The sequence below is a fragment of the Streptomyces sp. NBC_01016 genome, assembly GCF_026341035.1.
Taxonomy (GTDB): domain Bacteria; phylum Actinomycetota; class Actinomycetes; order Streptomycetales; family Streptomycetaceae; genus Streptomyces.
On record NZ_JAPEOQ010000001.1, the window covers coordinates 5,356,228 to 5,373,443 of the forward strand.

General features: G+C 71.3%; 17 protein-coding genes. 14 read left to right on the forward strand and 3 right to left on the reverse strand.

Features of this window, described 5'->3' with window-relative positions:
* Positions 1–33: 33 nt before the first annotated feature.
* Complete coding sequence (locus OG746_RS24085; RefSeq protein ID WP_266717765.1) at positions 34–1,092, forward strand: aldo/keto reductase; 1,059 nt, start codon at positions 34–36, stop codon at positions 1,090–1,092.
* Here the strand turns inward: OG746_RS24085 and OG746_RS24090 are convergent.
* Positions 1,076–1,945: a helix-turn-helix domain-containing protein gene (locus OG746_RS24090; protein ID WP_266717767.1), complete on the reverse strand. Its 870-nt coding sequence runs from the start codon at positions 1,943–1,945 to the stop codon at positions 1,076–1,078. The two genes, OG746_RS24085 and OG746_RS24090, sit on opposite strands and share 17 nt — an antisense overlap.
* A gap of 116 nt (positions 1,946–2,061) precedes the next feature.
* Here OG746_RS24090 and OG746_RS24095 point away from each other — a divergent pair, with 116 nt between their 5' ends.
* On the forward strand, positions 2,062–2,964 hold the full coding sequence (locus tag OG746_RS24095) for an oxidoreductase (RefSeq protein ID WP_266717769.1): 903 nt from the start codon (positions 2,062–2,064) through the stop codon (positions 2,962–2,964).
* An 87-nt stretch (positions 2,965–3,051) separates the two neighbouring features.
* Here the strand turns inward: OG746_RS24095 and OG746_RS24100 are convergent, their stop codons facing one another.
* Positions 3,052–3,579, reverse strand: coding sequence for a GNAT family N-acetyltransferase (locus OG746_RS24100; RefSeq protein WP_266719162.1), 528 nt, complete (start codon positions 3,577–3,579; stop codon positions 3,052–3,054).
* Positions 3,580–3,808: 229 nt separating this feature from the next.
* On the opposite strand from OG746_RS24100, the gene OG746_RS24105 reads away from it, so the two are divergent.
* The 4 genes from OG746_RS24105 (at position 3,809) to OG746_RS24120 (ending at position 6,565) form a co-directional block, all read left to right on the forward strand.
* Positions 3,809–4,021, forward strand: coding sequence for a hypothetical protein (locus OG746_RS24105; RefSeq protein WP_266717771.1), 213 nt, complete (start codon positions 3,809–3,811; stop codon positions 4,019–4,021).
* A 98-nt stretch (positions 4,022–4,119) separates the two neighbouring features.
* Positions 4,120–5,088 (forward strand): GlxA family transcriptional regulator, encoded by a 969-nt coding sequence (locus tag OG746_RS24110; protein ID WP_266717773.1) that lies wholly within the window; start codon positions 4,120–4,122, stop codon positions 5,086–5,088.
* Between the two features lie 13 nt (positions 5,089–5,101).
* Entirely contained in the window at positions 5,102–5,707 is a 606-nt protein-coding gene (locus tag OG746_RS24115) for a DJ-1/PfpI family protein (protein WP_266717775.1), read from the forward strand.
* A gap of 87 nt (positions 5,708–5,794) precedes the next feature.
* Complete coding sequence (locus tag OG746_RS24120; RefSeq protein ID WP_266717777.1) at positions 5,795–6,565, forward strand: NAD(P)H-dependent oxidoreductase; 771 nt, start codon at positions 5,795–5,797, stop codon at positions 6,563–6,565.
* A gap of 36 nt (positions 6,566–6,601) precedes the next feature.
* Here OG746_RS24120 and OG746_RS24125 read toward each other — a convergent pair whose 3' ends face one another.
* Positions 6,602–7,387: an IclR family transcriptional regulator gene (locus OG746_RS24125; RefSeq protein ID WP_266717779.1), complete on the reverse strand. Its 786-nt coding sequence runs from the start codon at positions 7,385–7,387 to the stop codon at positions 6,602–6,604.
* Positions 7,388–7,515: 128 nt separating this feature from the next.
* Between OG746_RS24125 and hutH the strand changes: the two genes are divergently transcribed.
* The 8 genes from hutH to OG746_RS24165 all read left to right on the forward strand — a co-directional run bounded on the left by hutH (position 7,516) and on the right by OG746_RS24165 (position 17,148).
* Positions 7,516–9,051, forward strand: a complete 1,536-nt coding sequence (hutH, locus tag OG746_RS24130; protein WP_266717781.1) for a histidine ammonia-lyase — start codon at positions 7,516–7,518, stop codon at positions 9,049–9,051.
* A 167-nt stretch (positions 9,052–9,218) separates the two neighbouring features.
* Positions 9,219–9,788: a HutD/Ves family protein gene (locus tag OG746_RS24135; protein WP_266717783.1), complete on the forward strand. Its 570-nt coding sequence runs from the start codon at positions 9,219–9,221 to the stop codon at positions 9,786–9,788.
* 58 nt (positions 9,789–9,846) lie between these two features.
* Positions 9,847–10,707, forward strand: coding sequence for an alpha/beta fold hydrolase (locus OG746_RS24140; protein WP_266719164.1), 861 nt, complete (start codon positions 9,847–9,849; stop codon positions 10,705–10,707).
* A gap of 88 nt (positions 10,708–10,795) precedes the next feature.
* A complete protein-coding gene (hutC, locus tag OG746_RS24145) occupies positions 10,796–11,572 on the forward strand; it encodes a histidine utilization transcriptional repressor HutC (RefSeq protein WP_266717785.1) in 777 nt (258 codons plus the stop codon).
* 291 nt (positions 11,573–11,863) lie between these two features.
* A complete protein-coding gene (locus tag OG746_RS24150; protein WP_266717787.1) occupies positions 11,864–13,297 on the forward strand; it encodes an amino acid permease in 1,434 nt (477 codons plus the stop codon).
* A 184-nt stretch (positions 13,298–13,481) separates the two neighbouring features.
* A complete protein-coding gene (locus tag OG746_RS24155; protein WP_266719166.1) occupies positions 13,482–14,432 on the forward strand; it encodes an SDR family NAD(P)-dependent oxidoreductase in 951 nt (316 codons plus the stop codon).
* 199 nt (positions 14,433–14,631) lie between these two features.
* Positions 14,632–15,741: a phosphotransferase gene (locus tag OG746_RS24160; RefSeq protein WP_266717789.1), complete on the forward strand. Its 1,110-nt coding sequence runs from the start codon at positions 14,632–14,634 to the stop codon at positions 15,739–15,741.
* Between the two features lie 48 nt (positions 15,742–15,789).
* Positions 15,790–17,148 carry an aspartate aminotransferase family protein gene (locus OG746_RS24165; protein WP_266717791.1) on the forward strand — a complete coding sequence of 453 codons (1,359 nt, stop codon included), beginning with the start codon at positions 15,790–15,792 and terminating at the stop codon, positions 17,146–17,148.
* The last annotated feature ends 68 nt before the right edge of the window (positions 17,149–17,216 follow it).

Below are 17,216 nucleotides of genomic sequence, written 5' to 3' on the forward strand. Positions count from 1 at the left end.
GTCGACCGTACCGCAGAATCCGAGGAGGATCCCATGCGCTACCAGACTTTCGGACGACACAGCGGCCTACGGGTGTCGGAGTATGTGCTGGGCACGGCCAACTTCGGCTCGGCCCCGGCAGCGGCGGGCCCGGACGGGGCGCGGAAGATTTTCGAGTCGTTCGTGGCGGCCGGCGGGACCACCTTCGACGTCTCGAACATCTACCAGAACGGCGAGGCCGAGACCGTCCTGGGCGGGCTCCTGGGCCGCGAGCGCGACGACTACGTCGTGATCACCAAGTACACCGGGTCCAGGAGTGCCGAGGTCCGCCCCGGCACCACGGGCAACAGCCGCAAGACCATGATCCGGTCCCTGGAGGCGAGCCTGCGGCGGCTGGGGACCGACTACGTCGATGTCTTCATGCCGCACTTTCCCGACGGGGTCACGCCGATGCCGGAGATCCTGGCCGCCTTCGAGGACCTCATCCGGGCGGGCAAGATCCGCTACGGCGGCCTGTCGAACTTCCCGGCCTGGAGGGTGGCGGGCGCCGCCGTCAGGTCGGAGCTGAGCGGACGGATGCCGTTGGTCGGCGTCCAGACCGAGTACAGCCTGGCCGAACGCTCCGCGGAACGTGAACTCCTGCCGATGGCCGAAGCGCACGGTCTTGGCGTCGTCCTCTATTCACCGCTGGCCGGCGGCCTGTTGACCGGGAAGTACCGTCAGGGCGAGCAGGGGCGACTCAGCGCGCGGGCCGCGGCCGACGGCACGGTCGGTGAGGGCGGTGACCAGCGCACCGCCGTACTCGACGCCGTCCTCGCCGTGGCGGAAGAGCTGGGCACCGGCCCGGTCCAGGTCGCCCTCGCCTGGCTCCGTCAGCGCGCGGCGCGGGCCGGTACCTCGCTGATCCCCATCGTGGGGCCCCGCACGCCGGCCCACCTGGAGGGCTACCTCGACGCCCTGAACGTCGAACTCGCCCCGCACCACTACCAGAAGCTGGACGAGGTCAGCGCGATCCGGCTCGGCGCCCCGTACGAGGATGTCGCCGCCGCGCTGGCCCACGGCGCCGACGGCGACCGGAGTCTCCTCGACACCCCGCTCATCCCGGTGGCCTGAATCCTCGCTCCAACCGTCGGGCGAGCCCCTGAAGCGCGGCGTCGTCCTTGCTGCCGGGGCGCGGGAAGTACACGTACAGCACATGCCCTTCGGGCCCGGCGAGGGCGAACGTCTCGAAGTCGAGGGTGAGGACGCCGTCCTCGCCGAGGCCGTCGACCGCGAGCCGCTTCTCGCCGGTCACCCGGTCGTACACCTCATGGGAGTCCCAGAGGGCGCGGAACGTCTCGCTGCGTTCCCGCATGTCCGCCACGAATCCGTCGAGTTGGCCGGGTCGGGCCGCCGCGGTGGTGCGCAGGCCCGCGACGGCCTGGACGGCGATGTTCTCCCAGTCGGGGTACACCTCGCGGGCGCGCGGGTCGAGGAAGGTGAACTCGATCAGGTTGTGCCCCGCGCTCCACGCCGGGTTGACGCGGGTCGCGAGGGCGGTCGCGGCCAGTACGTCGCGGCCGGGCCCGACGACGAGGGCGGGCAGGTCGGCCCAGCGCTCGAGGAGCACCAGCACTCCTGGCCGCACGGTGCGGACCGGATCCGCCGCCTCCTGGCCGTCGGCGGACGCGAGCGCCGGGGCCACGAGGCTCCAGAGGTAGCCGCGTTCGGTGTCGTCCAGGCGCAGCACCCCGGCCAGGGCCTGGAGGATCTCGCGGGAGGGGTGCCGGTCGCGGCCCTGCTCGATGCGCGTGTAGTACGAGGGGCTGACGCCGGCGAGCAGCGCCAACTCCTCGCGGCGCAGACCCTTGACCCGCCGCCGGGTGTTGTCGACGACGCCGGCCGAAGCGGCGTCGATCCGCTCCCGTCGGCTGCGCAGGAAGGAACCGAGCCGGTTGTCGTCCTGGTTGCCGTCGTCGCGAGTCATCAGGTGGGACTTTACCGTCGGCGGTGAACGACGACGCCGCTCCATGAGCCTGACCCTCTGAGGGCCACCCTCAAGGGGGCGTGGCACGCACACCGAAGCCCTGTTGCACTGATGGCATGACGAACCAAGACACAGCAGCATTTGATGAGTTGGCCGACTTGACCTCCACTGCGGACGGCCAGGGTGCGCCCGTGTGGCTGATCACCGGTTGCTCCAGCGGACTGGGGCGGGCCCTCGCCGAGCACGCTCTCGGGCGCGGGGACCGGGTGGCCGTCACCGCCCGCGACGTGGCGAGCGTGACCGCTCTCGCCGCCGCGCACGGCGACCGTGCGCTCGCCCTGTCGCTGGATGTCACCGACCCCGTGTCGGTCGCCGCCGCCGTCGAGGCGTGCGAGAAGGAGTACGGGCGCATCGACGTCCTGGTCAACAACGCCGGCTACGGATACCTCGCCGCGGTGGAGGAGGGCGAGGACGCCGCGGTCCGGGCGCTGTACGACACCAACGTGCACGGCGTCGTCACCGTTCTCAAGGCGGTGCTGCCGGGCATGCGGGTCCGCCGGTCGGGGCGGATCGTGAACGTGTCCTCGTTCGGGGGCCTCGCCGCCTTCGCCGGGACCGGGTACTACCACGCCACGAAGTTCGCCCTCGAAGGGCTGTCGGAGTCGCTGGCCGCGGAAGTGGCTCCCCTCGGCATCGCGGTCACCCTCGTCGAGCCCGGTGGCCTGCGCACCCAGTGGGCCGGGTCCTCGATGCGGCAGTCCGGGACACACCTCGCGGACTACGAGGAGACCGCGGGCAGGCGCCGGGCCTCCACCCTGGCGGTCTCCGGTCGCCAGCCCGGTGACCCCGCCCGTGCCGCCGCCGCGATCGCCACTGTCGTAGACACCGAACAACCGCCGTTGCGGCTCCTGCTCGGATCGGACGCGCTGGCCGGTACCCGGGCCCGTATCGAGCGCATGCGTGACGAGGTCGACGCGAACGAGAAGCTGACCGTCAGCGCGGATCTGGTGCGAGTGTGAAGAACGGCGGCCGGAGCGAATGGCCGCTCCCGCACGGTGAGTTGACGGATCCGCTTCAACGCAGGTCGAGTTCAATGCAGGTCGAGTTCAGCGCAGGTCGAGCAGCATCACGTCATGGAGGTCCACGGCTGCCTGGCCTCCCGGCCGACCCTGGCCGATCTTGCGGTATCCCCACGACCGGTAGGCGGCCGGAGCCGCCCCGCTCGCCGGGTGGACGTTCAACAGCACCCGCTCGGCTCCGACGCCGTCGAGCAGCAACGTGTGCAGACGCCGAGCGACACCCCGTCCACGCCACGCGCGGCGCACCGCGAGTTCCATGAGCCCGAAGGTGCGCTGCCCGTCCTCGCGCCGCATGTCGTCGGACACGGGCTCGGTGAACTCGTCCCACCACACCGTGTCGGGCCCGAGGGGGTGGCCGTGCGCCATGCCGATCGGCTCGCCGTCCTCGGTACGGGCCAGGACAGAACGGAAGCCGGGCTTGCGGGCCTGGACGGGGAAGCGGCGGAAGGCAGCGTCGACGTCGTCCTCGGACTCGTCGTACGGGGGACCGGCGAACGCCTCGGCATAGACCAGCTTGAACGCGCCTGCGGCGTGCACCGCGGCAGCCCCGTCCATGCGCTCCACGGCGATGACACCGTGTTGCGTCGCGTGTGCGCCTTCTCGGCGGTCAGTGGCATCGGACATGCACCACACCGTGCAGTGCCGCGGGACCACTCGCCGCCGAAGTGCCGCGATCGTTACGCGGAGTCGCGCGGGGGCCGGGTGGCTGTGCCGATTCGGTGAGGGCGGCATAACGGTTCGGGCAGGTCCGCGCCCGTGCACGGTGCAGTGTCGTTTCCCCGGTATGAGCAACACCGTGCGCGCCGAGGAAGAGGAACAGTCCGAGCCGACCGATGCGAACCGGCTCGATTCACCCGTGCTCGGGCAGGGGCCACCGCCCCGCGAATGTGATGGCTCCCGACCACCTCGGAACCGGGAGGCCGCTCTGCGCCTCGTTCTCGTCGGGTTGGCGAGTGGGCTGATCGTCGTGGCGTTCGCGGTTTCCCTGATGGAGTAGACGTGCCCGGCACGTCTCCGAGCGTCACTGCCCTCATGGCACGATCTGTGGGGTGCGTGTCGTTGACGCCATGGGGTGGGGTCGCTGAACGTTGAGGTGTGACAAAGCGCCGCATCGTTTTCGTGATCTTCGACGGGTTCCAGTCGCTCGACCTCGTCGGCCCGTACGAGGTGTTCCAGCACGGCGACCGGCTCGGTGGCCGGTACGCGTGCGAGATCGTCGCCCCCACGGGCGGCGCGGTGCGCTCGCGCAGCGGGCTGGTGCTGCACGCCGAGCACTCCCTGGCCGAGCGGGACCCGGCGGGTGTGGACACGCTCGTGGTGGCCGGCGGCCGGGGTGTCGACCGGGCCCGCGAGGATCCGGAGCTGGTCGGCTGGGTCCGTGAGGCGGCGGCCGGGGCCCGGCGCGTCGCCTCCGTGTGCAGCGGGGTCTTCCTCCTGGCGGCGGCGGGCCTGCTCGAGGGGCGGCGGGTCACCACGCACTGGGCCCGCGAGCGTCAACTCGCCGCGGAGCACCCGGAGATCGCCGCGGACTGCGGTCCCATCTTCATCCGCGACGGACGCATCTGGACCTCGGCCGGGGTCACCGCGGGCATGGACCTCGCTCTGGCGCTGGTCGAGGACGACCTGGGCCGGGACGCCGCGCACGCCGTCGCCCGCGAGCTGGTCCTCTTCCTGCGCCGGCCGGGCAACCAGGCGCAGTTCAGCGTGGCCATGGCGACGCGGCCGCCGGCCACCGACCCGATCCGGGCCGCCGTCGCCGCGATCCAGGCCGACCCGGGCGCCCGGCACAGCGTCCTCGACCTCGCCACGCATGCCGCCCTCAGCCCGCGTCATCTGCAGCGCCGCTTCACCGCGGAGACGGGCGTGACGCCCGCCGGGTACGTGGAGCAGGTGCGGGTGGAGGCGGCGCAGCGGTCCCTCGCCGAGGGGGACGAGCCGTTGGAGGCGATCGCCCGGCGGCACGGCTTCTGCACGGCGGAGACGCTGCGCCGCACGTTTCATCGCAGGCTCGGCGTCGCGCCGTCGGAGTACCGGGCCCGCTTTCGTTCAACTACCGCACTGTGAGATGGAGTTCAGGATGACTGTGTACGGTCTGCTCGTCTTCGATGATGCCGAGGATCTGGATGTCGTGGGGCCGTGGCAGGTGTTCACGACCTCCGCGCGGCTGCGTGGTGACATCGACCGCGCGGTGCTCGTCGCCGAGGGGCCGGGCCCGGTGCGCTTCGCGAAGGGCCTGCGCGTGCTGCCCGACCACACGCTCGACGACCACCCGCCGTTGGATGTGGTGACGGTGCCGGGCGGTGTCGGCGCGCGCACTGTCCAGGTGGACAACTCCGTGGTCACCGGGTGGATCGCCAAGACCGCCGAGCGGGCGTCGTGGGTGCACAGTGTGTGCACGGGAGCCTTCCTGCTGCACGCCGCCGGACTCACCCGCGGGCGCCGCGTCGCCACGCACTGGCAGCACGAGCGGCGACTGGAGGAGCTCGGTGACATCACCGTCGTGCGCGACGCCCGCTATGTCGTCGACGGCAATCTGCTGACCAGCCAGGGCGTCTCGGCCGGCATCGACAGCGCGCTCTGGCTCGTCGGGCGGCTGCACGGCCGCGACCACGCCCGTGCGGTGCGCCGTGCCATGCAGTACGAGCCGGCGCCGCCGTACCTGGCGGACGAGCCGGCCGCGTAACCCCCTGCCCGCGGTGGCCAGATTCTTTCACCCCATGGCCGTCTGGCCACTGATGTCGTACGAGGGTGAGGGCGCACGCTCGAAGGCATGAACATCCTCTGGGTCTTCGCCCATCCCGAACAGCGCTCCCTCAACGGCTCCCTGATGGCCGACGCGCTCGGAGCCCTCGACGGGCTCGGGCACGCGTACCAGGTGTCCGACCTCTACGCGATGAAGTGGAAGGCGGTCGTCGACGCCGACGACTTCGGCGGCGGGCCGCCCGACGGTGAGCGGCTGTTGGTCGGCGCCGAGCAGGAACGTGCGTACACGGCAGGTGAGTTGAGCGCCGACATCCGTGCCGAGATCGAGAAGCTGGCCTGGGCCGATGTCGTGGTTCTGCACTTCCCGCTGTGGTGGTTCGGGCCTCCGGCGATCCTCAAGGGCTGGTTCGACCGGGTCCTGGTGCAGGGGCTCGGATTCGGTGTGAAGGCGCCGGACGGACACACCCGCCGGTACGGCGACGGCGGTCTGGCCGGCAAGCGAGCCCTGATCGTCACGTCGGTGGGCGCCCGACCGTCCGGGTTCGGGCCGCGCGGCATCCACGGGCAGCTGGACCAGGTGCTGTTCCCGCTGCTGCACGGCACGTTCTGGTACACGGGGATGGCGCCCCTCGAGCCGTTCGTGGCGTACGGCGCGGACCGGCACGACGCGGCTGACTACGCCCGTACGTCCGCCGCTTTGCGGGAGCGGCTGCGGACGCTGCCCGACGAGGAACCGCTGGCGTACCGGTCCGAGGCGGGCGGTGACTACGACGAGGAACTCGTCCTGCGCCCCGAACTCGCGCCGGGCCGCGACGGCCTGGGGGTGCACCAGCGGTGAAAGTCGTCGCGACGGTGCCACATGCCCCGCCCGGCCCTACGCCGACGGCGTCCCCGGCCCCCGCGTAGCCCCGCCCACCCGTCGCGTCAACTCCCGCGCCGTCTGCGCCACATGCCCCGCTATCCGCCGCTGCTCCGCCTCGTCGACCGTCTCGTCGGGGAACGTCACCGCGATCCCGGCGATCGGGTGGGCGTGGTGGTCGAGAACGGGTGCGGCCACCGAGGACAGGCCCGGGGTGACCTCGCCCTCCTCCGTCGCGTAGCCGCGGCGCCGCGCCTGGGTGAGCAGGGTGCGCAGCGCGGTGAGCGTCGCAGGACCCGCCCCGTGCCGCTGCACGAACGCCGAGCGGTCGGGGAACAGCGCCCGCACCTGCGCAGGTGGGAGGAGAGCGAGCACTGCCCGTCCGCTCGCCGTCAGGTGGGCGGGAAGCCGGACGCCGACCTCGCTGATCAGTGGCGGGCGTCCGGGGGCGCGTTCCTCGATGACGTAGATGACCTCGCGGCCGTGCAGCACGGCGAGGTTCGCGTTGTGTCCCGTGCGGTCGACGAGCGCGGCGAGCGGTGCCCGGGCCAGGCGCTGGAACGGGGCCTGGCGCTCGTAGCCCGAGGCGAGTTCGAAGGCGCTGACCCCGAGTCCGTACCGCCGCTCCTCCGGCAGATGGACCACGAAGCCGTCCGCCGCCAGGGTGTCGAGCAGGTGGTACGTCGTCGAGCGCGGCAGCCCCACGTCGCGGCTGATGGCGGCCGCGGGGACGGGCGCGGCCTGGCGGGCGAGATAGCGCAGGACCGCCAGGACCTGGGCGGCGGCCGGGACGATGCTCATGGGGCGAGCGTAGACCAGAGATGTCGCAAACCATCTGTCTGGGATCCCAGATCAAGTGTCTGGGATCCCAGACACTAGACGTGTCGCACGACTCGCGAACCCCTGCCTGCCTGCGGCTTCATTGGGGCATGACCGTTGTTGTTGGTGTCGGCGCCCTCGCAGCCGACGAAGTTGTTTCCGTTGCCCGTCACGGCGCCCAGGTGAGCCTCGCCCCCGAGGCCCTCCAGGAGATCGCCCGCAGTCGCGAGGTCATCAAGGCCCTCGCCGACGACGTCAAGCCCCACTACGGCGTCTCCACGGGCTTCGGCGCTCTGGCCACCCGTCACATCCCCACCGAGCTGCGCGCCCAGCTCCAGCGCAGCCTCGTGCGTTCCCACGCGGCGGGCTCGGGACCGGAGGTCGAGCGCGAGGTCGTGCGCGCCCTCATGCTGCTGCGTCTCTCCACCCTCGCCACCGGCCGCACCGGCGTGCGCACCGAGACCGCCGAGGCGTACGCCGCCCTCCTGAACGCCGACATCACCCCGGTCGTCCACGAGTACGGCTCGCTCGGCTGTTCCGGCGACCTGGCCCCCCTCGCGCACTGCGCGCTCGCCGTCATGGGCGAGGGTGTCGTGCGCACCGCCGACGGTGAGAAGAAGCCCGCAGGCGAGGCCCTCGCCGCCGCCGGCATCACCCCGGTCGTTCTGGAGGAGAAGGAGGGCCTCGCCCTCATCAACGGCACCGACGGCATGCTCGGCATGCTCGTCCTCGCCGCCCACGACCTGCGCCGCCTGCTGAGCACCGCCGACATCTCCGCAGCCATGAGCGTCGAGGGCCAGCTCGGCACCGACGCCGTGTTCGCCGCCGACCTCCAGGCCATGCGCCCGCACCCGGGCCAGGGCGACAGCGCGGGCAACCTGCGCTCCCTGCTTGCCGATTCGGCCATCATCGCCAGCCACGCGGGCCCCGACTGCACCTACGTGCAGGACGCCTACTCGCTGCGCTGCACCCCGCAGGTCCACGGCAGCGCCCGTGACACCCTCGGCCACGCCGAACTCGTCGCCTCCCGCGAGCTCGCCAGCGCCGTCGACAACCCGGTCGTCACCCTCGACGGCCGCGTCGAGAGCAACGGCAACTTCCACGGCGCGCCCGTCGCCGCCGTGCTCGACTTCCTCGCGATCACCGTCGCCGACGTCGCCTCGATCTCCGAGCGCCGCACCGACCGCTTCCTCGACCCGGCTCGCAACCGCGGTCTGAACGCCTTCCTGGCCGACGACCCGGGTGTCGACTCCGGCCACATGATCGCCCAGTACACGCAGGCCGCGATCGTCTCCGAGCTCAAGCGGCTCGCCACCCCGGCCTCCGTTGACTCGATCCCCTCCAGCGCCATGCAGGAGGACCACGTGTCCATGGGCTGGTCGGCCGCCCGCAAGCTGCGCCGCGCCATCGACGGCCTCGGCCGCGTCCTCGCCGTCGAGCTCTACACCGCCGCCCGTGCCCTGGACCTGCGTGCCCCGCTGACCCCCGCCCCGGCCACCGCGGCCGTGCGCGACGGGCTGCGCGAGACCGTCGAGGGCCCCGGCACCGACCGCTGGCTCGCCCCCGAGATCGAGGAGGCCGTCCAGTACGTCGCCTCCGGCCGCGCCCTGGCCGCCGCCGAGTCGGTCACCGGTTCCCTGGTCTGATCCGGCCGCTCTCTCTCACACCTCCGGGGTCCTGCGGGGCCCCGGAGGTGTGTGACACCACCGCCATCCCGGGCGCCGCGTCCGGCGGGCTAGGGTCCGTCAGAAGGGCCTTGGTCTCTGGCCCGGCCTCCCTGCCGCCCGTACGAAGACAAGGACAACTCACCTTCATGGCACCCCAGATCCTGCGCGCACACGAACGCACCCCCGCACCGTGGAAGAACGGCGGAGGTGTCACCACCGAGGTCCTGGCCCACCCCGAGGGGTCCGGCACGGAGGACTTCGCGTGGCGGATCAGCCTCGCCGACGTCGCGGGCAGCGGACCCTTCTCCGCGTTCGAGGGCGTCGACCGGATCATCACCGTCGTCGAGGGCCCGGGCATGTCCCTCACCGTCGACGGTACGGAGCACGTCGTCGACACCCGCTACGCGCCCTTCGCCTTCTCCGGCGACGCCACCACGGACTGCCGGCTCCTCGGCGGCCCCCTGGTCGACTTCAACGTCATGCTCCGCCGCACCGACGCGAAGGGCGACGTACGCATCGAACGCGGCCCGACGCGCCTCGAACCGGCCCCCGGCACCCGCGTCCTGGCGCTCGTCCTGGACGGCACCGCGACCCTGGACCGGGACTCCGTCCGCCTCGACCGGCTGGACGCGGTCCTGCTCCAGGATGACGAGGACGCCGCCGACATCGCCGTAGACGGGGTGCTGGCGGTCGTGTCCCTCACCGAGGTCCGTTGAGGGCTTTAACCTTTGGCGGTGCGTCAGCGGGATCGGTAGGTTCTCCGCGGTGACCTTGATGGAGACGCACGGCCTCGCGTCGCTGACCGACGAGGCCCAACTGAGCTGGACAGCGCTGGGGGACAGGACCCGGCAGCCGCCCGTCGTCCTGCTGCACGGCGGTCCGGGGCTTCCGGACTACCTGGGCGAGGTCGCCGCCATGCTCGGCGACCTCGCGCCCGTGTACCGGTACGACCAGCGGGGCACGGGCCGGTCCCCGTGGCAGGGGCGGCATTCGCTCGCCCGGCATGTCGACGATCTCGCCGAGCTGCTCGACACGTGGGACGCGCCCCGGGCCGTCCTGATCGGGCACTCCTACGGCACCGACCTGGCGAGCCGGTTCTGCCTGGCGCACCTCGACCGCGTGGCCGGGATGCTGCTGATGTGCGGGCCGTTCGTGGGTGATTGGCGCACCGGGTACCGGGCGGAGCGGGGCCGCCGGATGTCCGCGGCACAGCTGGCGCGGCGCCAGGCATTGGAAGAGGTGCCGGAGCGCACGGAGGAACAGGAGGTCGAGCTGCTGACGCTGTCCTGGTTCACCGACTACGCCGATCCCGAACGCGGGTGGGACCGGGCCGCCGAGAACGCCCGGCGGCGTCGCCCCGTCAACTGGGCCATGAACGCCGAACTCGGCACGGACGGAAGCGCGGACCCGCTCGACGCGCGCCTGGACGAACTGCGCGCGTGCCTGCCGACGCGCACGGAACTCCTCGGCGGCGCCGTTGATCCCCGCCCCATCGAGGCCCTCGCAGCACTCGGGCTCCGGCTCGACCTCCCACTGACACGGATCGAGGGCGCCGGGCACGAACCCTGGCTGGAGCGACCCGACGCCGTGCGCGCACACCTTCGGCGATTCGTGCGGGGCGCGGTGTCCGTATAGGCGAGGGGACGTCGGTCCCAGCCGGTCACGCCCCCACCGCCCCCATAGGATTCCCTGTAGTCAGCAGGGGCCGGTAGCGGGGGAGCGGATGGCGAGGACAGTGGGCGATGTGACGGTGGACCAGGCCGAGCTGGCCCGTTGGTACGAGGAGGGCGGGCGCAGCGCCGTGCCCGCCTACCAGCGCGTCAAGGAGCTCGTCGAGCGGCAGATCAGGGACGGCCACTGGCAGGAGGACGACGCCCTGCCCTCGGAGAGCCAGTTCGTCGACGCGCTCGGGCTGTCCCGGATGACCGTCAACCGCGCGCTGCGCGAGCTCGCCGCCGACGGGCTCATCCGGCGCGTCATGGGCGTCGGCAGCTTCGTCGCCGAGCGCAAGGCCAGCTCCGCGCTCCTGGAGGTCCACAACATCGCCGACGAGGTGCAGAGCCGCGGCCACCGCTACTCGGCCCGCGTGCTGTCCCTCGGCGAGGAGCAGGCCGACGAGCGGACCGGCGCGCACCTCGGCCTCGGCAAGGGGCAGCTGGTCTTCCGCTCACAGGTCGTGCACTACGAGGACGGGGTGCCGCTCCAACTGGAGGACCGGTACGTCAACCCGGCCTTCGCGCCCGGCTACCTGCAGCAGGACTTCACACTGCAAACACCGTTCACGTTCCTGTCGAAGGTCGCGCCGCTCGGCCGTGGCGAGCACATCGTGGAGGCGGTCCTGGCCTCGCCGGAGGAGGCCGCGATCCTCGACGTGGGCCCGGCCGAGCCGTGTCTGCTGATCCAGCGCCGCACCTGGTCGAGGGACGCCCTCGTGAGCATCGCGCGGCTGCTCCACCCCGGCACCCGCTACCGCCTCGAGGGCGCGTTCGCCACGCACTGACGCGGTCGGCGGGCGGGCACGGTACGCCCAGGTCACAGGCTAAAATGGCGCCTGCACCAGGCCCGGTCGGCCGGTGAGGTACAGCAGCACTCCAGGGCGCGTCCCCTTGCGAGGGACGCGCCCGACGTGTGTCGGGACCGCTCAGGGCTGTTCGTGCGCTCACTCTCCGGACTACCTCTTGACGCACCTGTATAGACAGGCATATACAGGCTGGCGTTCGCGTCATCGGGGCCCGGACCGCAGGTCCCGCAGTCCGTCCGCCGGCCCCACCCCGAAGAGGGAGACACTCGTTTGCGTACCGAAAAGGCCGGCCTGAGCCGTGGGCTCAACTCGCGGCACATCCGCTTCATCGCGCTCGGCTCCGCGATCGGCACGGGGCTGTTCTACGGCTCCTCCGAGTCCATACAGGCGGGCGGCCCGGCCGTCCTGCTCGCCTATCTGATCGGCGGCGCCGCCGTCTTCCTCGTCCTCAGGTCCCTGGGTGAGATGGCCGTGGCTTCGCCCACCGCCGGCTCCTTCGGCGAGTACGCGAACCGGCACCTCGGACCGCTGGCCGGCTTCCTCACCGGCTGGACGTACGCCTTCGAGATGGTCATCGTGGCCGTCGCCGATGTCACCGCCATCGGCGTCTACATGGGCTTCTGGTTTCCCGACGTGCCCCGCTGGATCTGGGTGCTGGCCGCCGTCGTCATCGTTGGCGCGCTCAACCTCGTCAGCGTCAAGGTCTTCGGTGAGCTGGAGTTCTGGCTCTCCCTCGTGAAGATCGTCGCCATCGTCGCGATGATCCTCGTCGGCATCGCGGTCATCGCCTTCGGCCTCGGCAGCGGCCACGTCCACGTCGGCCTGGACAACCTCTGGAGCCACGGAGGCTTCTTCGCGGGCGGCATCGACGGCTTCGTGATCTCCTTCGCCATCGTCATGTTCGCCTTCGGCGGCACCGAGATCATCGGTGTCACGGCGGGCGAGGCGCAGTCCCCGGAGAAGACGATCCCGGGCGCGGTCAACTCCATCCCGCTGCGCATCATCCTGTTCTACGTCCTGACCCTCGCCGTGATCATGTCGATCACCCCCTGGCAGCAGATCGACGACTCGGGCAGCCCGTTCGTGCAGATCTTCGCCGGGGTCGGCCTCAAGTCCGCGGCCGCCGTCCTCAACGTGGTCGTCCTGACCGCCGCCCTGTCGGCCATCAACAGTGACATCTTCGCCGCGGGCCGCACGATGTACGGTCTCGCCGAGCGCGGCCACGGACCCGCCGCCATGCGTCGGACGACCGGCAACGGCGTGCCGTGGGTGACCACCCTCGTCATGATCGGCGCCCTGCTCTTCGGCGTCGTGATGAACGCCGTCGTCCCCGGCGAGATCTTCCTGATCATCTCCTCGATCGCCACGTTCGCCACCGTCTTCGTCTGGGTGATGATCATGCTCACCCACATGAAGGCCCGCGGCTCGATGTCGGCCGAGGAGTCCGCGGCCCTGAAGTTCCCGGCCCCGTTCTGGCCCTACGGCCAGATCATCACGCTCCTGTTCATGGTCGCCGTGCTGGTCCTGCTCGGCTTCCACGAGAGCACGCGCGTGGCGCTCGAGGTCGGCGCGGTCTGGCTGGTGCTGCTCACCGTGGTCTACGTCCTGTGGGTGCGCCATCGGACCGGTACGGACCCGCAGTCCGTACCGGCCGGGGCCGAGGCCGGTACGACCTCGCAGGAGCGGGCCGAAGTCTCGGGCTGACCTGCCGGGAACTCCAGCGGCCCGGACCGCGACGTCGACCGTGCACCTGCCGTGCAACTGGCGTCACAGCCCGGGCCGCAGCGTGTCGGAGACCTGTCGGCGATATGTCGGTAGCGCCAGGCATGCTGGGTGCATGAGTGCTTCCCATGAGCACGCCGCCCCGGACCGCAAGGAGCCCGACACCGTGTCTTCCGCATCCCAGCACCGACCGTGGGACGTTCACCGGCTGCCCGCCGCCTCGGGCAGCACCTTCCTGGTCACCGGGGGAAACGCCGGGATCGGCTACTTCACCTCCGAGCAGCTCGCCGCCACCGGCGCCCACGTCGTGCTCGGCAGCCGGGACCCCGCCAAGGCCGACGCCGCCATGGCCTCGATCCGCTCGCGCGTCCCCGGCGCGCACGTGAGCCACCTTCCCCTGGACCTCGCCGACCTGACGTCCCTGAAGGCGGCCGTGGGCAGGCTGGAACTCGACCGTCTCGACGCGGTGGTCCACAACGCCGGGGTCGCGCTCGACGACCCGCCCCGCCGGGAGACCGGCGACGGCCACGAGCTCATGTTCGGCACCAACCACCTCGGCCACTTCGCACTGACCCAGTGGCTGGCCCCGCTGCTCTCCGCGGCGCCCGCGGGCCGCGTCGTGACGGTGGGAAGCTTCGCGGCGCGCTCCGAACGGCTGGACCTCGGCGATCTGCAATCGACCCACGAGTACCTGCCCAAGCGCACCTACGGCCGCTCGAAGCTCGCGCAGATGTCTTTCGGTTTCGAGCTCGATCGCAGGCTGCGTGCCATCAACAGCACGGTGCTCAGCGTGGTGGCCCACCCCGGCGGAGCGCTGGACTCCCTCACGCCGTCCCGTCCACCGGTGTCCGTGACCACGCCCGGTCAGCGGCTGCGCGCCCTGCCGGCCGCGCTCCTGGTGCAGGGCAAGGAGGCCGGAGCGCAGCCCGTCGTACGGGCTGTCCTCGACCCGGAGGTGCAGGGAGGACAGCTGTGGGGGCCGCGCGTCTTCGGACTGCGCGGCACACCGCGGAGTGAGCCCGTCCCCGCGCACATGGCCGACGCGGACGTGGCCGCTCGCCTGTGGGCCGCCAGCGGAGAGTTGACCGGCACCGATCCGGACCTCGGCTTCCGGTAGACGCGGAGCCGCGAGCAAGGGCCTGTCCCAAGGCGGTTGCCTGGCTCAGGTTTTGGCGAGGGCGTGTCGGCGTATTCCTTCGAGGAGTACGAGGAGTACGAGGAGTACGAGGAGTAAGAGCGGTACGAGGAGCGCACCAACGTCGAGTACGTCGTTACGGACATCACCGGTGACCGGCGCGCCGGGGGAGGACGGTGGCATGACGGACGCTGTTGCCCGGCAGGTCGAGGGTGTGGAACCTGGTGTGACGCTCGGCCAACTCGGCCTCGGGAGCGGACGGCTGGCCGCGGCCCACGCGGTCATGGACGAGGCCGAGGCGATCGCCCTGGCCCGCGCGCGGTGGTCCCTGGACGCCGTCGCGACGACCCGGCTGGCGACCGAGAAGGACGACACGTTCCGGCTCGACACCTCAGATGGCGGCCGGTTCGTCGTCAAGGTCTCCCACCCGGACGAGGACGACGACGAAGTCGCCTTCGAGACCGAGCTGATGCGGCACGTGCACGAGTCCGGATACGGCGTGCCGGTCCCCGAGCTGCTGCCCTCTGCCGACGGCCGGTTGCTCGAACCGGTGACGGACGGGGCCGGTCGGCACCGCCTGGCACGCGTCATGACCCACGCCGTGGGCACACCGCTCGACACGGCCGGGGCGACGTCCGCGCCGGAACGGGAACGCGTGGGGGAGATGCTGGCCCAACTGCGGCACGCCACCGCCGACTTCCGGCACCCGGCGGACGACAGGGTGTGCGCCTGGGACGTCCGCCACCTCCCGGCGCTGCACCCACTGCTCGACGAAGTCCCGGACGCCGGGCAACGCCGGGCTCTGGACCAGGGGTTGGACCGCTACATGGACGTGGTTGTGCCCCAACTGCAGTCCCTGCGCTACCAGGTGCTGCACAACGACTTCAGCACGTCCAACCTCCTCGTCGACCACGACACCGCCGAATTCGTCACCGGTGTCATCGACTTCGGCGACGCCGTGCACACCGCGATCGCGGTGGATGTCGCCACCGCACTGCTCAACCAACTGCCACGGGACACCGCGTCGCGACCGGTGCCGGACCTCTTCGCCGAGGCCCGCGACGTGCTGCGCGGATACCTCCGCTCGGCCGACCTCACCGAGGCCGAACTGGCGCTGCTCCCGCACCTCGTCATGGGCCGAGTGGTTGCCCGGGCGCTCATCACCCTGCACCGCGCGTCGCTGATCCCCGGGAACACCACGTACATCCTGCGCAACACCGCGCCGGGATGGGGCCAGTTGGCGTGGTTCCTCGACCGTACGCCCGACGAGATCTCCTCGACGTTCCTCTGACCGAGCAGCCGGCGGACAACCGGCCCGTCGCACACACCAAGGACGAGCATGAGCACCCCTGAGACCAGGACCAAGGCCCGCGGAAAGATGAACAACGCGTTCGACCCGAACGCGGCGGAGGGACTGTCCCAGTCCACCCGCCAACTGATCGAACGCCGCGAGAAGTTGCTGGGCCCCGCCTACCGCCTCTTCTACCAGCAACCACTGCACATCGTGCGCGCCAAGGGCTGTCGGCTGTGGGACGACGAGGGGAACGAGTACCTCGACGCCTACAACAACGTGGTCTCCGTCGGGCACGCCCACCCGCACGTCGTCGAGGCCATGCACCAGCAGATGCAGACGCTGTGCACCCACACCCGCTACCTCCAGGAAGGCGTCCTGGACTACGCCGAGGATCTGCTGGCCACCCTCACCGGGCCGGTCGCGGACGGCCACGCGATGTTCACCTGCACCGGCTCGGAGGCCAACGACCTCGCGCTGCGCATTGCCAAGTACCGCACCGGCAACCAGGGCGTCATCATCACCTCCGAGGCGTACCACGGCAATTCCGACCAGGTGGCGGGGATCTCGCCGGCCATGGGGGAGAACGCCGTGCTGGGCACCTGGGTGCGCCGCGTGCCGAGCCCGGACTCGTACCGCATTCCCCGGGAGGGCATGGCGGAATGGTTCGCCGACCACGTGCGCGAGCAGATACGCGAGCTCGAACGCCACGGAGTGGGCGTGGCCGCGTTCGTCGTCGACTCCCTCTTCAGCTCCGACGGCCTGTACGCCCACCCGACGGACCTCCTCGGCCCGGCCGTCAAGGCGGTGCAGGAGGCCGGCGGGCTGTTCATCGCCGACGAGGTGCAGTGCGGGTTCGCGCGCTCGGGGGAGCGGATGTGGGGCTACCAGCGCCACGACGTGCACCCCGACATCGTCACGATGGGCAAGCCCATGGGCAACGGCTACCCCGTCGCGGGCCTCGCCGTCACCCACGACGCCGTCGCCGAATTCGGCCACGACATGCGGTACTTCAACACCTTCGGCGGCAACACGGTCGCCATCGCCGCGGCCCAGGCAACCTTCGACGTCATCCGTGACGAGAACCTGCTCGACAACTCCCGCAGGGTCGGCGAAGTCCTGCGCGCGGGCCTCGACGACCTGAGCGAACGCCACCCGGCCATCGGGGACGTCCGCGGGGCGGGCCTGTACGTGGGCGTGGAACTCGTCACCGACCGCGACACCAGGACCCCGGACCCGGACCTGACCACCGCGGTGGTCAACGGCCTGCGCGAACGCAGGGTCCTGATCTCGGCGACGGGAACGCACGGCAACGTCCTGAAGATCCGCCCGCCACTGGTCTTCGACACGAACGATGCGGACCATCTGCTGAGCGTCCTGGACGAGGTCCTCGGCGCGAGGCATTAAGTAGGACGCATTGGCTTGGCATTTCTGAGTCCGCACGCGGTCTTCTCTGCTGAAGTGAGAAGCCCTAG